Genomic DNA, 15776 nt, shown 5'->3' on the forward strand with positions numbered 1-15776 from the left:
GGTCGTGACCGGCGCGGTCGTGGCCGTGATCGGCCTGAATCTGGCGCCCATCGCGGCCAAAGGCGCCATGGGCGCATCCGGGTTCGACGCCTTCATGGCGCTGGTGACCATCGTCTGCGTGGGCGGCATCGCCGTCTACACGAAGGGCATGGTCCAGCGCCTGCTGATCCTGGTCGGCCTGATCCTGGCTTGCGTGGTGTACGCGGTGCTGGCCAACGGCATGGGCATGGGCAAGCCCATCGACTTCTCCGGCGTGGCGGCTGCCGCCTGGATCGGCCTGCCGCATTTCGCCGCGCCGGTCTTCAAGGCCGAGGCGATGGGCCTGATCGTGCCGGTCGCCATCATCCTGGTGGCCGAAAACCTTGGACACGTGAAGGCGGTCAGCGCCATGACGGGCCAAGACCTGGACCGCTATCTGGGCCGCGCGTTCGTGGGCGACGGCGTGGCCACGATGGTCTCGGGCGCCGTGGGCGGCACCGGCGTCACGACCTACGCCGAAAACATCGGCGTGATGGCCGTCACCCGCATCTATTCCACGCTGGTGTTCGTGGTGGCGGCGCTGATCGCCGTGGTGCTGGGCTTTTCGCCCAAGTTCGGCGCATTGATCCAGACCATCCCCGCGCCCGTCCTGGGCGGCATGTCGGTCGTGGTGTTTGGCCTGATCGCCATCGCCGGCGCACGTATCTGGGTCGTCAACCAGGTGGATTTCAGCGACAACCGCAACCTGATCGTGGCGGCGGTCACGCTGGTGCTTGGCGCGGGCGACTTCACCATCAAGCTGGGCGACTTCATGTTGGGCGGCATCGGCACCGCCACCTTCGGCGCGATCATCCTGTACGCCTTGCTACGCCGTAAGAAGCCCGCGGCGGCGGCCTGATCCCGGCGGGGCGACGCCCCGCGCGGGAGGGCCATGGCGGCAACGACCCTCGGGAATACAAAAAGCTATCAACAAGTATCTTTCACGCAACGGCCTGGCGGGCGCGTCAGGCGCCGTTGCTGGATGAGCAAAGGGATCTTTAGGGAAACCGCCTGTTTTAGCGGGTTATAGCGGTGAAATGCGCCGAAAAGCACGTTTTCTGCCGTGGCTTGCAATTCCCGTGGACTTTGACCACAATATGACCTTGATTGCCCCGGTTCCGACCCGAGCCGGGGTTTTGTTTTGGTCGTCCGCGCCGCAGGCTCTGCCCAAAAGGCACCAAGCCGCATGCGCGCGCCCGGGTAACGACCTTCACCGAGAACGCTCCGTCGGGGCGTTTTTCTACTTTTGTTTGGGAAACGACATGTCTGCCATTCCTTTGACCGTGCGCGGGGCCGAGCGCTTGCAAGAAGAGCTCCAGCGGCTGAAAACCGTGGAACGTCCTGCCGTGATTAACGCGATCGCCGAAGCGCGTGCGCAGGGTGATCTGTCGGAAAATGCCGAATACGATGCCGCTCGCGAGCGCCAAGGTTTCATCGAGGGCCGGATTGCCGAACTCGAAGGTACGCTTTCCAATGCCCATCTGATCGACCCGTCTTCCCTGGAAGCCGAAGGCCGCGCCGTGTTTGGCGCTACCGTCGACATCGAGGACCTGGACTCGGGCGACCGCGTGACGTACCAGATCGTCGGCGACGTTGAAGCCGACATCAAGTCGAACCTGATTTCCGTGTCCAGCCCGGTGGCGCGCGCGCTGATCGGCAAGAGCGAAGGCGATGTCGTCGAGGTCAAGGCCCCGGCTGGCGTTCGCGAGTATGAAGTTCTGGGCGTGCGTTACATCTAACGCATCAACCCAAGCAGTTAGCTGTCAAAACACCATAGACCGAACGCTGCGTTCGTCTGGAATCCGCGGTACATTCGCGGATCGCTATGGTGGACCGGGCGCGTAAAGCGCCCGTTTTTGTGCCCGGCCTTACCTTTTCGACGTCTTGCGGCTGGTGCCGCTGCGTGCCCCGGCCCGAAGGCTGAGCGCACTGCCGGCGCGGCGAGGAATGCCGTGGCTGCTGTCGGTATCGCGTTTGTTGCTGGGACGCATGGGCTTGCCGTTCTTATTGAGCTGGTCCTGGGGCACGAAGCGGGTTTTGGCCGGCTTGGGCTCTTCGGACTCGCTGCGGCGCGGACGCTTGCCAAGTGTCTTGCCTTCGGCGGCCAGCTTCTTGGGCGTGTACGGCTCCGAGGCACGGCGTTTGGCCGGGGCTTCGGGCTCTCTGGCGGCCAGTGCGGCGGGCTTGACGTTGCCGGCCAGCGGGCGGAAAAGAATCAGGGTCTTGCCCAGGTGATGCACCGGGGCGCAAGACAGAGTGTCGCAAATCGTCGACAACATGGTGTCGCGGGCCTCGCGGTCGTCGCCACCGGCGCGTACCTTGATCAGGCCGTGCGAAGACAGTGCCAGGTCGATTTCCTTGAGCACGGCTTCGGTCAGGCCGTTGTCGCCAATCAGGACGACGGGGCGCAGGGAGTGGGCGGCGGACCGAAGGTCGCTGCGCTCACGAGAGGTAAGTTCTAATATAGGCATGCGTGGAATTGTACGGTAATGGCCAAGAATAAATTCTCTAAAGACTGGATTCACCAGCACATCAACGATCCCTATGTGAAGCTGGCGCAACAGAAGGGCTATCGGGCCCGGGGCGCTTTCAAGCTGATCGAGCTTCTGGACAACGAAAAGTTGCTCCGCCGGGGAGACCTGGTCGTCGATCTGGGTTCGTCGCCCGGCAGCTGGTCCCAAGTGGTGCGAGAGCGCCTGACGGGGCCGGGCGGCATCGTGGACGGACGTATTATTGCGCTGGACATGCTTCCCATGGAGCCCATCGCGGGCGTCGAATTCATCCAGGGCGACTTCCGCGAAGATGAAGTTCTGAAACAATTGGAAGACATGGTCGGATCGCATGCCGTGGACCTTGTTATTTCAGACATGGCCCCCAACTTGTCAGGCGTGGGGATTGCCGACGCCGCGCGCATCCAGCATGTGTGCGACCTGGCGATGGAATTTTCCCGCGCTCACCTCAAGCCCGACGGCGTGCTGATCGTCAAGGCTTTCCACGGCAGCGGTTTTTCGCAGATCGTGCAAAGCTTCAAGCAGCACTTCAAGCGGGTGGTCGAGCGCAAGCCGAAGGCATCAAGGGCCAAGTCCTCTGAAACCTTTCTGGTTGCCCGCGATCTGAAGTAACCCGGGCCGGAGTATGTTTGCTCCGGAACCCCAAAAAACGCTACCTGCTTGGCGAGACAACGACCTAAAAAATCACGAATCAGACGTAAATACACGGGCCCCAGGGATCCCAGGACGCAATCGGGTCCAACAGGGTAGAATGGGCTATTGACATACTTGTGACTGTGCCATATGCGGGTGCGCGGTCGCCGGTCGGAATCGAAAGCAGGAGATCGACCTTGAATAATTCATTTTCCAAAGTCGCTGTCTGGATGGTGATAGCCCTTGTGCTATTTACCGTCTTCAAACAGTTCGACGGACGCGCTCAGACCCAGGACGGCGTGACCTACACGCAGTTCATGGACGACGCCAAGGCGGGACGTATCCGCAAGGTCGACGTTCAGGGCGACGTGCTGTACGTCACCCCGGACGCGGGCCGCGCCTATACGTTGACTTCGCCGGGCGACCTCTGGATGGTCTCCGATCTGCTGAAGTATGGCGTGCAGGTGTCGGGCAAGCCGCGCGAAGAGCAATCGCTGCTGATGAGCATCTTCGTGTCGTGGTTCCCCATGCTGCTGTTGATCGGCGTCTGGGTGTTCTTCATGCGACAGATGCAAGGCGGCGGCAGGGGCGGTGCGTTCAGCTTCGGCAAATCGCGCGCCCGCATGCTTGACGAAAACACCAACCAGATCACCTTCGCGGACGTCGCCGGTTGCGACGAAGCCAAGGAAGACGTCCAGGAACTGGTCGACTTCCTGCGCGACCCCAGCAAGTTCCAGAAGCTGGGCGGTCGTATCCCGCGCGGCGTGCTGATGGTCGGTTCGCCCGGTACCGGCAAGACGCTGCTGGCCAAGGCCATCGCCGGTGAAGCCAAGGTGCCGTTCTTCAGCATCTCGGGTTCGGACTTCGTTGAAATGTTCGTCGGCGTGGGCGCGGCCCGTGTCCGCGACATGTTCGAAAACGCCAAGAAGCACGCGCCTTGCATCATCTTCATCGACGAAATCGATGCCGTGGGCCGTCAGCGCGGCGCCGGCCTGGGTGGCGGCAATGATGAACGCGAACAGACCCTGAACCAGATGCTGGTTGAAATGGACGGCTTTGAATCCGGCCAGGGCGTGATCGTGATCGCCGCAACCAACCGTCCCGACGTGCTGGATCCGGCGCTGCTGCGTCCGGGCCGTTTCGACCGTCAAGTGGTTGTGCCGCTGCCCGATATCCGTGGCCGCGAGCAGATCCTGAAGGTCCACATGCGCAAGGTTCCGCTGTCGCCTAACGTCGACGCGACCATCCTGGCGCGCGGCTGCCCCGGTTTTTCGGGCGCCGACCTGGCCAACCTGGTCAACGAAGCTGCTCTGTTCGCCGCCCGCCGCAATGGCCGCACGGTGGATATGTCCGACTTCGAAAAGGCCAAGGACAAGATCATCATGGGCGCCGAACGCCGCTCGATCGTCATGCCCGAAGAGGAACGCAAGAACACCGCGTACCACGAGTCCGGCCACGCGATCGTTGCACGCCTGCTGCCCAAGACCGACCCGGTTCACAAGGTCACCATCATCCCGCGTGGCCGTGCGCTGGGCGTGACGATGCAGTTGCCTGAAACCGACCGCTACAGCATGGACAAGGGCCGCTTGCTGTCCACCATCGCCGTGCTGTTCGGCGGCCGCATCGCCGAAGAACTCTTCATGGACCAGATGACGACGGGCGCCTCGAACGACTTCGAACGCGCCACCGCCATCGCCCGCGACATCGTCACGCGCTACGGCATGACCGACGAGCTGGGCCCCATGGTCTACGCCGAGAACGAAGGCGAAGTGTTCCTGGGCCGCAGCGTCACCAAGACGACGCACATGTCCGAAGCCACCATGCAAAAGGTGGACACCGAGATCCGCCGCATCATCGACGAGCAATACCAAGTCGCGCGCAAGATCCTGGAAGACAATCGCGACAAGGTCGAAGTGATGACGTCCGCGCTGCTCGAATGGGAAACCATCGACGCCGACCAGATCAACGACATCATCGAGGGCCGTCCTCCGCGTCCCCCGAAAACGCCGCAAGGCCCGTCCGATTCGACCGACACGCCTCCCAGCACCGGTCTGGCGGCTGGCGGCAGCACGGCTGCAGCAGTCTGAGGTTTTTTGTCCTGAGTTATGGCAAATAACTTCCTTTGCGGGCGCTTCGAGTTTGATCTCGAGCGCCCGCTTGTCATGGGTATCGTCAATGTCACGCCGGATTCCTTTTCCGACGGCGGCCAGCACGACGATACGGATTCCGCGGTGGCGCATGCGCGCCAACTCATCGAAGAGGGCGCCCAGATCCTGGACCTGGGCGGCGAGTCCACGCGCCCCGGCGCGCAGCCGGTGTCGGTGGCCGACGAATTGAGCCGGTTGTTGCCCGTGATCGAAGCACTGCGCGACTGCGGCGTGCCCTTGTCCATCGATACCTTCAAGCCGGAAGTCATGCGCGCCACGCTGGATGCGGGCGCCGACATGATCAACGACATCTACGGATTCAGGCAGCCGGGCGCCATCGAGGCCGTGTCGCAATCGCGTTGCGGGCTATGTGTGATGCACATGAAAGGCGAGCCCCGCACGATGCAGGCCAGCCCCCCTGAGTACACCGATTTGATCGGAGAGATTGGCCTGTTCCTGGGTGCGCGGGCGCAAAAGCTGCGCGCGGCGTGGGTCGATCCCCGCCGTATCGTGCTGGACCCGGGGTTTGGTTTCGGCAAAACTGCAGACCAGAATTTTCAATTATTGCGCCGGCTGTCCAGCCTGCGCAGCACGGGTTATCCATTGCTGATCGGCCTGTCGCGCAAGACCATGATCGGACAGGCCACTGGCCGGCCGGTCGGCGACAGGCTGTCCGGCAGCATTGCCGCTGCCCTTGCCTGTGTGTCCCGGGGGGCTTCCATCGTGCGCGTGCACGATGTGGCCGCCACCGTGGATGCCCTTAAGGTATGGCACGCGGCCGAACAAGGAGCAATCAGTTCATGATTCGACGCAAGTATTTTGGTACGGATGGAGTGCGCGGAGAAGTCGGCGGTCCGGTGATCAACGCCGAATTCGCTCTGCGCCTGGGCTATGCGGCCGGCCGTGTGCTGGCGCGCGAGCACGCCGTGCGCGGCGGCACGCGTCCGCAGGTCGTGATCGGCAAGGACACCCGTATTTCGGGCTACATGCTGGAATCCGCCCTGGAAGCGGGCTTGTCCGCCGCGGGCATTGATGTGCTGCTGGCCGGCCCCATCCCGACGCCCGCCGTGGCCTACCTGACTCGGGCGCTGCGCCTGGTGGCGGGCATTGTCATCAGCGCCTCGCACAATCCGTACCAGGACAACGGCATCAAGTTCTTCTCGGCCCAGGGCATGAAGCTGCCCGACGAGATCGAGGCTGATATCGAAGCCGCCCTGGATGAGCCCCTGGGCTGCGTCGCCTCCGAGGGCCTGGGGCGCGCGCGCCGTATGTCCGATGCGCAGGGCCGGTACATCGAATTCTGCAAGAGCACGTTCCCCAACGATCTTGACCTGAACGGCATGACGATCGTGGTGGATGCGGCCCACGGCGCCGCTTACAACATCGCTCCCCACGTGTTCCGGGAATTGGGCGCCGAAGTGCATGCCATCGGCGTGCATCCGGATGGCTTCAACATCAACAAGGGCGTGGGCGCCTTGCACCCCGAGATGCTGGCCAAGGAAGTGAAGGCCCGCGGCGCGCAGTTGGGCATCGCGCTGGACGGCGATGCCGACCGCCTGCAGGTGGTGGACGGCGAAGGCCGCATCTACAACGGCGACGAGCTGCTGTACGCCATCGTTCGCGAACGCATGCAGCGCAACAAGGTGGATGGCGTGGTGGGCACGCTGATGACCAACTTCGGCTTCGAGCGCGAAATGGAACGCCTGGGCGTGGGCTTCGAGCGCGCCAACGTGGGCGACCGCTACGTGCTGGAGCAGATGCAATCGCGCGGCTGGCTGTACGGCGGCGAAAGCTCTGGCCACCTGCTGTGCCTGGATTGCCATTCCACCGGCGACGGCACCATCGCCGCCCTGCAGGTATTGACCGCGCTGCGCCGCAACAACGCGTCGATGGCCGAGTGGGTGGGCGATCTGCGCATGTATCCGCAGAAGATGATCAATGTGCCGCTGGCGCCTGGCCAGGACTGGAAAACCCATGCCGGCCTGACGGCCGCGCGCAAGGCGGTCGAGGCTGAACTGGGCGGCCGGGGCCGTATCCTGATCCGCGCTTCGGGCACTGAACCGAAGCTTCGGTTGATGGTGGAAGCCGAGGATGAATCCCTTGCCGTTTCCTGCGCCGAGAAGCTCGCCGCCAGCCTGCAATAGGCCCGACAAGTCGACCGGGACGAAAGCCACCCACCGGCAGCGGGGGTGGCTTTTGTGCATTCGCGGCCCCCGCGTTCAATTGTAAAGTTTTGTCGAGATTTGCCTAAAGTTGACCCATCTGCCCCGAACTAAACTTCATAGTCACGTAACATATTGGTCAAGTCTTTGACATACAGGGCGTCCACACTGACTGGACTCTCTAGGAGCTTCGCGCAATGCTGGAACTAGCACGCATCAACCCAAGCCGTAATCCCGCCGAACCGTTCACGGGCATCGCCCCGAAGGTGCTGGCGGTCGGACTGGCGCGCACGGCTGAAGAAATCGAGCAGATTCAGCGTCTGCGCTACGACGTCTTCACTGAGGATATGGGGGTCGTGTTTCCGGACGCCCAAGACGGTATCGAACATGATCGTTTCGATCCCTTCTGCGAACACCTGATGGTCCGCGAAATGGATACGGGCCGCATTGTCGGCACGTACCGGATCCTGACGCCTGAAAAGGCGCGGGAGGCGGGCGGGTACTACTCGCAATCCGAATTCGATCTGTCCGGCCTGGGCGCGATCCGCGACAACCTGGTCGAAGTCGGCCGTTCGTGTACGCACGCCGACTACCGTAACGGCGCGGTCATCATGCTGCTGTGGTCCGGCCTGGCCGAATACCTGCGGCGCGGCGGTTACGAATACGTGCTGGGCTGCGCAAGCGTTAGCCTGCGCGACGACGGCGTCACTGCCGCGGAAGTCTGGCGCACGATCTCCAAGCACCTGCCGCTTGAGAACGAACCGCGCGTGGTGCCCCTGCACCGGTATCCGGTGGAAAAGCTGAACAGCACGTTGCCTGCCCGCGTGCCGCCGCTAATCAAGGGTTACCTGAAGCTGGGCGCCAAAGTATGCGGCGAACCCGCCTGGGACCCGGATTTCAACGCCGCGGACTTCCCGGTGTTGCTGAAAATGGAACGCATGGACGAGCGTTACCGCCGTCACTTCGGTCTGGATCAACCCGCGGCCCTCAACGGCCAGCGCTGATCATCATGCGCCGCCTGATCCGCCGTATGAAGATCAGACTGATACGGCGGGCCACGCGGCCCTTGCGCATGGAGCTAAAACGGCTTCATCGCGAGACGGATTTGTCGCCGTTCTAATAAAAAAACGGGCGATGGCTTTGCGGCCATCGCCCGTTTTCCTGTGCGCGCCGGTTCAGCGCGCCAGGATCAGAATTCCAGCACTTCGAACGAAAAACCGACCTTGTTCCATTCCGCTTCTTCCGCGCGTAGCGTGAAGTCGCTTAACGGGTGCTGGGCCAGCCATTCGCGGTTGACGCGCACGACGATGGAGTTGTCGCGGACCGAGGCGGTCAGCGGCAGCGGTTCGATCTCGCCGCGGCGGCGGAACAGCAGGACGGCCAGGCGCAGGCTAAGGATGGCCTTCCATTGGGGACGCGTGCGGATCAGCGGTTCCAGCTTGGTCAGCTTGCCTTGATGACCCAGCGCCAGCAATGCCAGCAACTGCTGATCGGCGCGCGAAAAGCCCGGCATGTCGGCGTTTTCCAGCACGTACGCAGTGTGCTTGTGATACGCGTTGTGCGCGATCGACAGGCCCACTTCGTGCAGGTCGGCCGCCCAGCCCAGGGCCGGGCGTAGCTCGGCGCGTTCCGGGCCCTCGGGGAACATGGCGTCGAACAGCGTCAGCGCGGCGTGGCGCACGCGACGGGCCTGGTTCAGATCGACGTGGTAGCGCTTCATGAACTGGCGCACTGATTCATCGCGCTTGTCATGCTCGTCGTCACGCCCCAGGAGGTCGTACAACACGCCCAGGCGCAGCGCGCCGTCCCCGGTGTGCATGACCTCGATGCCGAGTTCATCGAACAGCGCCGTCATGATGGCCAGTCCGCCGGGCAACACGTCGGACCGTTCAATCTTGATCCCGGGCAATTCGGACGGGATGACCCGGCCGGAACGCACGATGCGGTCTTTCAGCTTGGCCAGGCCCGCGCGGGTAATGCCGCGGTCGGAAAAGCGGCTTTCCGTCAGGATCGCGAACAGCGCCTTGGCGGTGCCGGAAGAGCCATAGGCCTCTTTCCAGCCCATTTTGCGGTACTGCTTGGCGATGACTTCGATCTCGCGCCGGGCGGCCAGTTCGGCCTGCTTCATCTGGTGCGCATCCACCACGCCGTCCGAGAAGAACTGGCGGCTGTAGCTGACGCAACCCATGTACAGCGATGACATCAGTCCGGGTTCGTGGCCTTTGCCGATAATGACTTCGGTGGAGCCGCCGCCGATGTCGATGACCAGCCGCTTGTTGGGCGACGGGGGCAGGGTGTGGACCACGCCCGAGAAGATCAGGCGGGCCTCTTCGCGGCCGGCAATGACCTCGATGGGAAAGCCCAGGGCGGCTTCGGCGCGCGGCAGGAAGTCCCGCGTGTTGCGGGCAACCCGGAAAGTATTGGTGGCGACCGCGCGAACGCGATTGGGGTGGAAGCTGCGCAGGCGGTCGCCAAAGCGCTCGAGGACGGCGATGGCGCGCTCGATGGCGTCGTCGCCAAGGCGTTTCTCGGCGTCAAGGCCGGCGGCAAGCCGGACGGTTTCCTTGAGACGATCGATCTGGTAGATCTGGGGCGTACCGTCCTGTTGAACGATGCGTCCGATGGAGAGGCGGAAGCTGTTGGACCCGAGGTCCACCGCGGCCAGAAGTTGATCCATGCGGCTCGTAATATAGGCTTTGAGGTGGCCTGATTATAGAGACCCCATGTGACAGTGCCCTGAGCTACGGGTTTTCGCTTATGGAACATAGGCTTGCGATAAAAGGTGTGCGCGCTATATGTCCCGAATTTGGCGTACGCTACGGAATTGTCGCTGTGTCATAGAACCGTCACTTATTTGCAGTAAAACTCCACGCTCCCCCTACGTATGGAATCCGGTATGCCCACACGCCCGCCCGGCGAGCCCTTGCTCATGAATCGTGAGTTGTCGCTGCTCAAATTCAACGACCGTGTGCTGGCGATGGCGGAAAATCCGAAGACGCCTTTGCTGGAACGGCTGCGCTACGTGTGTATCGTCAGTTCCAATCTGGACGAATTCTTCGAAATCCGGATCTCCAGCCTGAAAGAGCAGCAGCGCCAGTCTCCCAATTTGGTCGGCCCGGACGGCATGACGCCTGACCAGGCGTTCGAAAACGTCCAGCAAGCCGTGCACGCCCTGGTGGCGCGCCAGTACAACTTGCTGAACGACGAGATTCTGCCGGCCATGCAGGCCGAAGGGATCACGCTGCATCACGCGTCCGAATGGAACGCCGAGCAGCAGCAGTGGGCGCGCGACGTGTTCAACCGCGACGTGATGCCGCTGCTGACCCCGATCGGGCTTGACCCGGCGCACCCGTTTCCCCGGGTCTACAACAAGAGCCTGAATTTCATCGTGTCGCTGGCGGGCGCGGATGCGTTTGGCCGTCAGGCGTCGATCGCCGTGGTGCAGGCGCCGCGCGCGCTGCCGCGCCTGATCAAGATGCCGCCCGCGCTGTCCGGCCACCCCGAGGGCTTCATCCTGCTGACGTCCTTGCTGCGGGCCTTCGTGGGCGAACTGTTCCCGGGGCTGGAGATGCTGGGCTGCTACCAGTGGCGGGTCACGCGTAATAGCGACCTGTTCGTGGACGAGGAAGAAGTCACCAACCTGCGCCATGCGCTGCAGGGCGAGTTGTCGCAACGCAATTTCGGCGCTGCCGTGCGGCTGGAAATCGACAAGCTGACGCCCGTCGAGCTGGAAACCTTTCTGCAACGCGAGTTTTCGCTGACCGCCCAGGACACCTACCGCGTGCCAGGGCCGGTGAACCTGTCGCGCCTGATGCAGCTGTGCAATTCGGACCTGCGTCCCGACCTGCTGTTTCCTGATTACCGCGCCCCGGTGCCTGCGCCGTTTGACCGGGTGGGCGACAAGCCGTCCGAGCTGTTCGAGGCCGTGGCCGAACAGGACCGGCTGCTGCACCACCCGTACCAGTCGTTCCAGCCCGTCATCGATTTCCTGACGGCTGCCGCGCTGGACCCCGACGTGATGGCCATCAAGCAGACCATCTACCGCACCGGCGAGGATTCCGAGCTGATGAAGATCCTGCTGGCGGCCGCACGTGCCGGCAAGGAAGTCACGGTGGTAGTGGAGCTGATGGCGCGCTTTGACGAGCAGACCAACATCAACTGGGCGTCCAAGCTGGAAGAGGTGGGGGCGCATGTGGTGTATGGGGTCGTCGCGCACAAGACGCATGCCAAGATGGCGGTGGTGCTACGCCGCGAGAACGGCCGTCTGCGCCGCTATGCCCACCTGGGCACGGGCAACTACCACCCCCGCACGGCCAGGCTGTACACCGACTTCGGGCTGCTGACCGCGGACCCGAAACTGTGCGAGGACATGGACAAGGTATTCGCGCAGCTGACCGGGTTGGGGGCGCGCCGTTCGCTCAAGGCGTTGATGCAGTCGCCTTTCACCATGCATGACGGCATGGTGGCGTTGATCCGCGCCGAGGCCCGGGCGGCCAAGGCCGGCAAGCGTGCCCGCATCATGGCCAAGATGAACTCGCTGCTGGAAGAGCAGGTCATCGAAGAACTCTATAAGGCCAGCCAGGCCGGCGTGAAGATCGACTTGATCGTGCGCGGCGTGTGCGCGTTGCGCGCGGGCGTGCCCGGGCTGTCCGAGAACATCCGGGTGCGTTCCATCGTGGGCCGCTTCCTGGAGCATTCGCGAGTGTTCTATTTCTACGCGGATGGCGAGGAAACGGTTTACCTGTCGTCGGCCGACTGGATGGACCGCAATTTCTTCCGCCGTGTGGAAATCGCCTTCCCGATCTACGACAAGACCTTGAAGAAGCGCGTCATCGACGAGGCGTTCACTTACGCGCTTCGTGATAACCAATTGGCATGGCAACAGCAGCCTGATGGCGATTACGCCAGGGTCAAGAGCCGTCGCGAGCCCTTTAACCTGCATCTGTACCTGATGCAGAAACTGGGCGTGTAACGCCTTGGCTTGTCACACAGGGAATTGTCCCTGAATATCGCGGCCGCCCCGGTTTCCCGGGCGGCCGCGGTGTTTTTGGGGATGAAAACGGTGTCGTATGAAGCGTATGTGACTGTCACTATCCTGTCACGTTGGGCTTCTAAGATGCGAGGGTCGCTGAAAGACAGGCACCGAAAAAGCCTGACCAGACTCCTCCAACGAGCACAGAAGGAACCCTGATGTTCAAACGTGTCTTCAAGCAAGTTTCCCTGGGCGTCGCGCTGAGCGCCGCCGTGTTTGCCGTCCAGGCCGCCGATGTTACCGGCGCCGGCGCATCGTTCCCGTACCCGATCTACGCCAAGTGGGCGTCCGACTACAAGGCTGCCACCAACAACGCGGTCAACTACCAGTCGATCGGTTCCGGCGGCGGCCAGCAGCAGATCATCGCCAAGACCGTCGATTTCGGCGCCTCGGACGATCCCATGAAGGCAGCTGACCTCGAAAAGAACGGCCTGCTGCAATTCCCGGCCGTGATCGGCGGCACCGTGGCGGTTGTGAACGTCGACGGCGTTGCGCCGGGCAAGCTGAAGCTGTCGGGCCCCGTGCTGGCTGACATCTTCCTGGGCAAGATCAAGAAGTGGGACGACAGCGCCATCAAGGCGTTGAACCCCGACGTCAAGCTGCCCTCGGCCGACATCATCGTCGTGCACCGTTCGGACGGCTCGGGCACCACCTTCGGCTGGACCAACTACCTGTCCAAGGTGTCGGCTGACTGGAAGTCGCAAGTCGGTGAAGGCAAGGCCGTCAAGTGGCCCACCGGCCAGGGCGGCAAGGGCAACGAAGGCGTCGCCGCCTACGTCGGCCAGCTGAAGAACTCGATCGGCTACGTGGAATACGCCTACGCCAAGCAGAACAAGCTGGCCTGGACGCAGCTGCAGAACAAGGCTGGCAAGTTCGTCCAGCCGGAGCAGAAGGCATTCGCTGCCGCGGCCGCCAACGCCGACTGGAAGAGCGCGCCGGGCATGGGCGTGGTCCTGACCGACGAGCCGGGCGACGATTCGTGGCCCGTCACCGCCGCAACCTTCATCCTGATCCACAAGTCGCAAGACAAGCCGGCTCAGGGCAAGGCCGTGCTGGAGTTCTTCGACTGGGCGTTCAAGAACGGCGCCAAGTCGGCTGAAACGATGGACTACGTGCCGCTGCCGGAAGCCGTTACCAAGGAAATTCGCGCTGCTTGGGGCGAAGTGAAGGCTGCCGACGGCAAGGCCGTCTGGAAGTAAATGGGTAAAGCGCGGGAAGGAGCCCGCTAAGCAAGCGGCTCCCCATCGCGCGCAACCCGTCAAGCAGCCGCCCCTGGTTTTCTGCCAGCAGAAGATAAGGGGCGGTCTGCCGCAAGACCTCCCGTTGTTCCCCCAGGTTACCTAAGGAAAGTCCATCCATGAGCGCGGTAATGGATAATAGTGTGCCGCTTTCGCCCAGCGTGGCGGACTCCGTGACTACCGGCACGCCTTCGCCTATGAAGCAAAATAAAAATGCGCTGATGGATGCGCTTTTCAAGAATCTGACCCGCCTGTTCGCCTTCCTGGTGTTCATTCTGCTGGCGGCGATTCTCATATCCCTGATTTACGGCAGCCGTGAATCGCTGGCCAAGTACGGCCTGTCGTTCCTGTGGCTGAACGATTGGGACCCCGTCAACCAGAACTATGGCGCCGTGGTGCCGATCATCGGCACGCTGCTGACCTCGGCCATTGCGCTGATCATCGCGGTGCCGGTGTCGTTCGGCATCGCCATCTTCCTGACCGAACTGTCGCCGACCTGGCTGCGCCGCCCGTTGGGCACCGCGGTGGAAATGCTGGCGGCGATCCCGTCGATCATCTACGGGATGTGGGGCCTGTTCGTTTTCGTGCCGGTGTTCCAGCAGTACGTGCAGCCGTTCCTGATCGCCACCCTGGGCAGCGTGCCCGTCATTGGCGGCATCTTCGCCGGTCCGCCGTTCGGCATCGGCATCTTCACGGCTGGCCTGATCCTGTCCATCATGATCATCCCGTTCATCGCCGCGGTGATGCGCGACGTGTTTGAACTGGTGCCCGCGATGCTGAAGGAATCGGCCTACGGCCTGGGCAGCACGACCTGGGAAGTGATGTGGCGCGTGGTACTGCCGTTCACCAAGTCGGGCGTCATCGGCGGCATCATGCTGGGCCTGGGGCGCGCGCTGGGCGAGACGATGGCCGTGACGTTCGTGATCGGCAACGCGTTCAAATGGTCCGGCTCGCTGTTCTCTCCGGGTAACTCGATCGCGTCGGCCCTGGCCAACGAATTCAATGAAGCGGGCGGCATCCAGAAGTCGGCGTTGCTGGAACTGGGCCTGATCCTGTTCCTGATCACGACGATCGTGCTGGCCCTGGCCAAGGTCCTGCTGGTTCGCCTGTCTGCCGGCGAAGGCAAGAAAACCTGACCCGCCGCGAGCACAAGGAAAAGATCATGGCTGTATCCGTACTCAATATGCAGAATGGCATCTACCGCCGGCGCCGCGTGGTCAACCGCATCATGCTCGCGGTGTCCCTCGGAACGCTGGGGTTCGGCCTGTTCTGGCTGTTCTGGATCATTCTGACGCTGCTGACCAAGGGCGCGCCTGCGCTGTCGTACACGCTGTTCACCGAGATCACCCCGCCGCCCGGGCAAACCGGCGGCCTGATCAACGCGATCTTCGGCAGCGTGGTGATGGCGGGCGTGGGCACGCTGATCGGCACGCCGGTGGGCATCCTGGCCGGCACCTACCTGGCCGAATACGGCCAGCGCGGCTGGCTGGCGCCCGCGACGCGCTTCCTGAATGACGTGCTGCTGTCGGCGCCGTCGATCATCATCGGCCTGTTCATCTATGCCGTGTATGTGGCGCAGGTGGGGCACTACTCCGGCTGGGCCGGCGCGCTTGCGCTGTCGATCCTGGTGATTCCGGTGGTGGTGCGCACGACCGACAACATGCTGCTGCTGGTGCCCAACAGCCTGCGCGAAGCCGCGGCGGCGCTGGGTTGCCCCAAGTGGCGCATGATCACGCTGGTGTGCTATCGCGCCGCCAAGACCGGCATCATCACCGGCGTGCTGTTGGCCATTGCCCGGATCTCGGGCGAGACCGCGCCGCTGCTGTTCACCGCGCTGTCCAACCAGTTCATGTCGTTCAACATGAATGCGCCGATGGCCAACCTGCCGGTCGTGATCTACCAATACGCCGCCAGCCCCTTCAAGGACTGGAATGACCTGGCCTGGGCCGGGGCCACGCTGATTACGTTGCTGGTGCTGGGCATCAACATCATTGCCCGCAACATGTTCCGCAAGTAAAGATCGCTGTGCCGGGGGG

The 15776-nt window shown here is 63.0% G+C and carries 13 protein-coding genes; 11 read left to right on the plus strand and 2 right to left on the minus strand.

The window, feature by feature from the left end:
- Window positions 1-877, plus strand: an 877-nt coding sequence (locus ACE039_RS29415) for a solute carrier family 23 protein (RefSeq protein ID WP_485824108.1), incomplete at its 5' end; no start/stop codon positions are given.
- Between the two features lie 403 nt (window positions 878-1280).
- Window positions 1281-1757, plus strand: a complete 477-nt coding sequence (gene greA / locus ACE039_RS29420; RefSeq protein ID WP_025139566.1) for a transcription elongation factor GreA — start codon at window positions 1281-1283, stop codon at window positions 1755-1757.
- A gap of 129 nt (window positions 1758-1886) precedes the next feature.
- Here greA and ACE039_RS29425 read toward each other — a convergent pair whose 3' ends face one another.
- Entirely contained in the window at window positions 1887-2489 is a 603-nt protein-coding gene (locus ACE039_RS29425; protein WP_485824109.1) for a YhbY family RNA-binding protein, read from the minus strand.
- An 18-nt stretch (window positions 2490-2507) separates the two neighbouring features.
- Here ACE039_RS29425 and ACE039_RS29430 point away from each other — a divergent pair, with 18 nt between their 5' ends.
- From ACE039_RS29430 to ACE039_RS29450, 5 genes are all read left to right on the plus strand, one after another.
- Entirely contained in the window at window positions 2508-3140 is a 633-nt protein-coding gene (locus ACE039_RS29430; RefSeq protein ID WP_006222881.1) for an RlmE family RNA methyltransferase, read from the plus strand.
- Window positions 3141-3358: 218 nt separating this feature from the next.
- Window positions 3359-5248: an ATP-dependent zinc metalloprotease FtsH gene (gene ftsH, locus ACE039_RS29435; RefSeq protein ID WP_105559888.1), complete on the plus strand. Its 1890-nt coding sequence runs from the start codon at window positions 3359-3361 to the stop codon at window positions 5246-5248.
- An 18-nt stretch (window positions 5249-5266) separates the two neighbouring features.
- Window positions 5267-6112, plus strand: a complete 846-nt coding sequence (gene folP / locus ACE039_RS29440; RefSeq protein ID WP_313456956.1) for a dihydropteroate synthase — start codon at window positions 5267-5269, stop codon at window positions 6110-6112.
- Window positions 6109-7452: a phosphoglucosamine mutase gene (gene glmM / locus ACE039_RS29445; protein ID WP_485824110.1), complete on the plus strand. Its 1344-nt coding sequence runs from the start codon at window positions 6109-6111 to the stop codon at window positions 7450-7452. Before folP ends, glmM begins: the two co-directional genes overlap by 4 nt.
- A 215-nt stretch (window positions 7453-7667) precedes the next feature.
- Window positions 7668-8474 (plus strand): GNAT family N-acetyltransferase, encoded by an 807-nt coding sequence (locus ACE039_RS29450; RefSeq protein ID WP_485824111.1) that lies wholly within the window; start codon window positions 7668-7670, stop codon window positions 8472-8474.
- 185 nt (window positions 8475-8659) lie between these two features.
- Here ACE039_RS29450 and ppx read toward each other — a convergent pair whose 3' ends face one another.
- Window positions 8660-10147 carry an exopolyphosphatase gene (ppx, locus tag ACE039_RS29455; protein ID WP_105559892.1) on the minus strand — a complete coding sequence of 496 codons (1488 nt, stop codon included), beginning with the start codon at window positions 10145-10147 and terminating at the stop codon, window positions 8660-8662.
- A 219-nt stretch (window positions 10148-10366) separates the two neighbouring features.
- Between ppx and ppk1 the strand changes: the two genes are divergently transcribed.
- From ppk1 to pstA, 4 genes are all read left to right on the plus strand, one after another.
- A complete protein-coding gene (gene ppk1, locus ACE039_RS29460; RefSeq protein ID WP_105559893.1) occupies window positions 10367-12442 on the plus strand; it encodes a polyphosphate kinase 1 in 2076 nt (691 codons plus the stop codon).
- A 218-nt stretch (window positions 12443-12660) separates the two neighbouring features.
- Window positions 12661-13701, plus strand: a complete 1041-nt coding sequence (gene pstS, locus ACE039_RS29465; protein ID WP_105559894.1) for a phosphate ABC transporter substrate-binding protein PstS — start codon at window positions 12661-12663, stop codon at window positions 13699-13701.
- Between the two features lie 158 nt (window positions 13702-13859).
- A complete protein-coding gene (gene pstC / locus ACE039_RS29470) occupies window positions 13860-14876 on the plus strand; it encodes a phosphate ABC transporter permease subunit PstC (protein ID WP_448710052.1) in 1017 nt (338 codons plus the stop codon).
- Window positions 14877-14902: 26 nt separating this feature from the next.
- The gene (gene pstA, locus ACE039_RS29475) at window positions 14903-15757 is read left to right on the plus strand and encodes a phosphate ABC transporter permease PstA (protein WP_105559895.1); all 855 of its coding nucleotides are present in this window, start codon (window positions 14903-14905) and stop codon (window positions 15755-15757) included.
- Window positions 15758-15776: the final 19 nt, after the last annotated feature.

The sequence above is a fragment of the Achromobacter maghribensis genome (assembly GCF_057334215.1).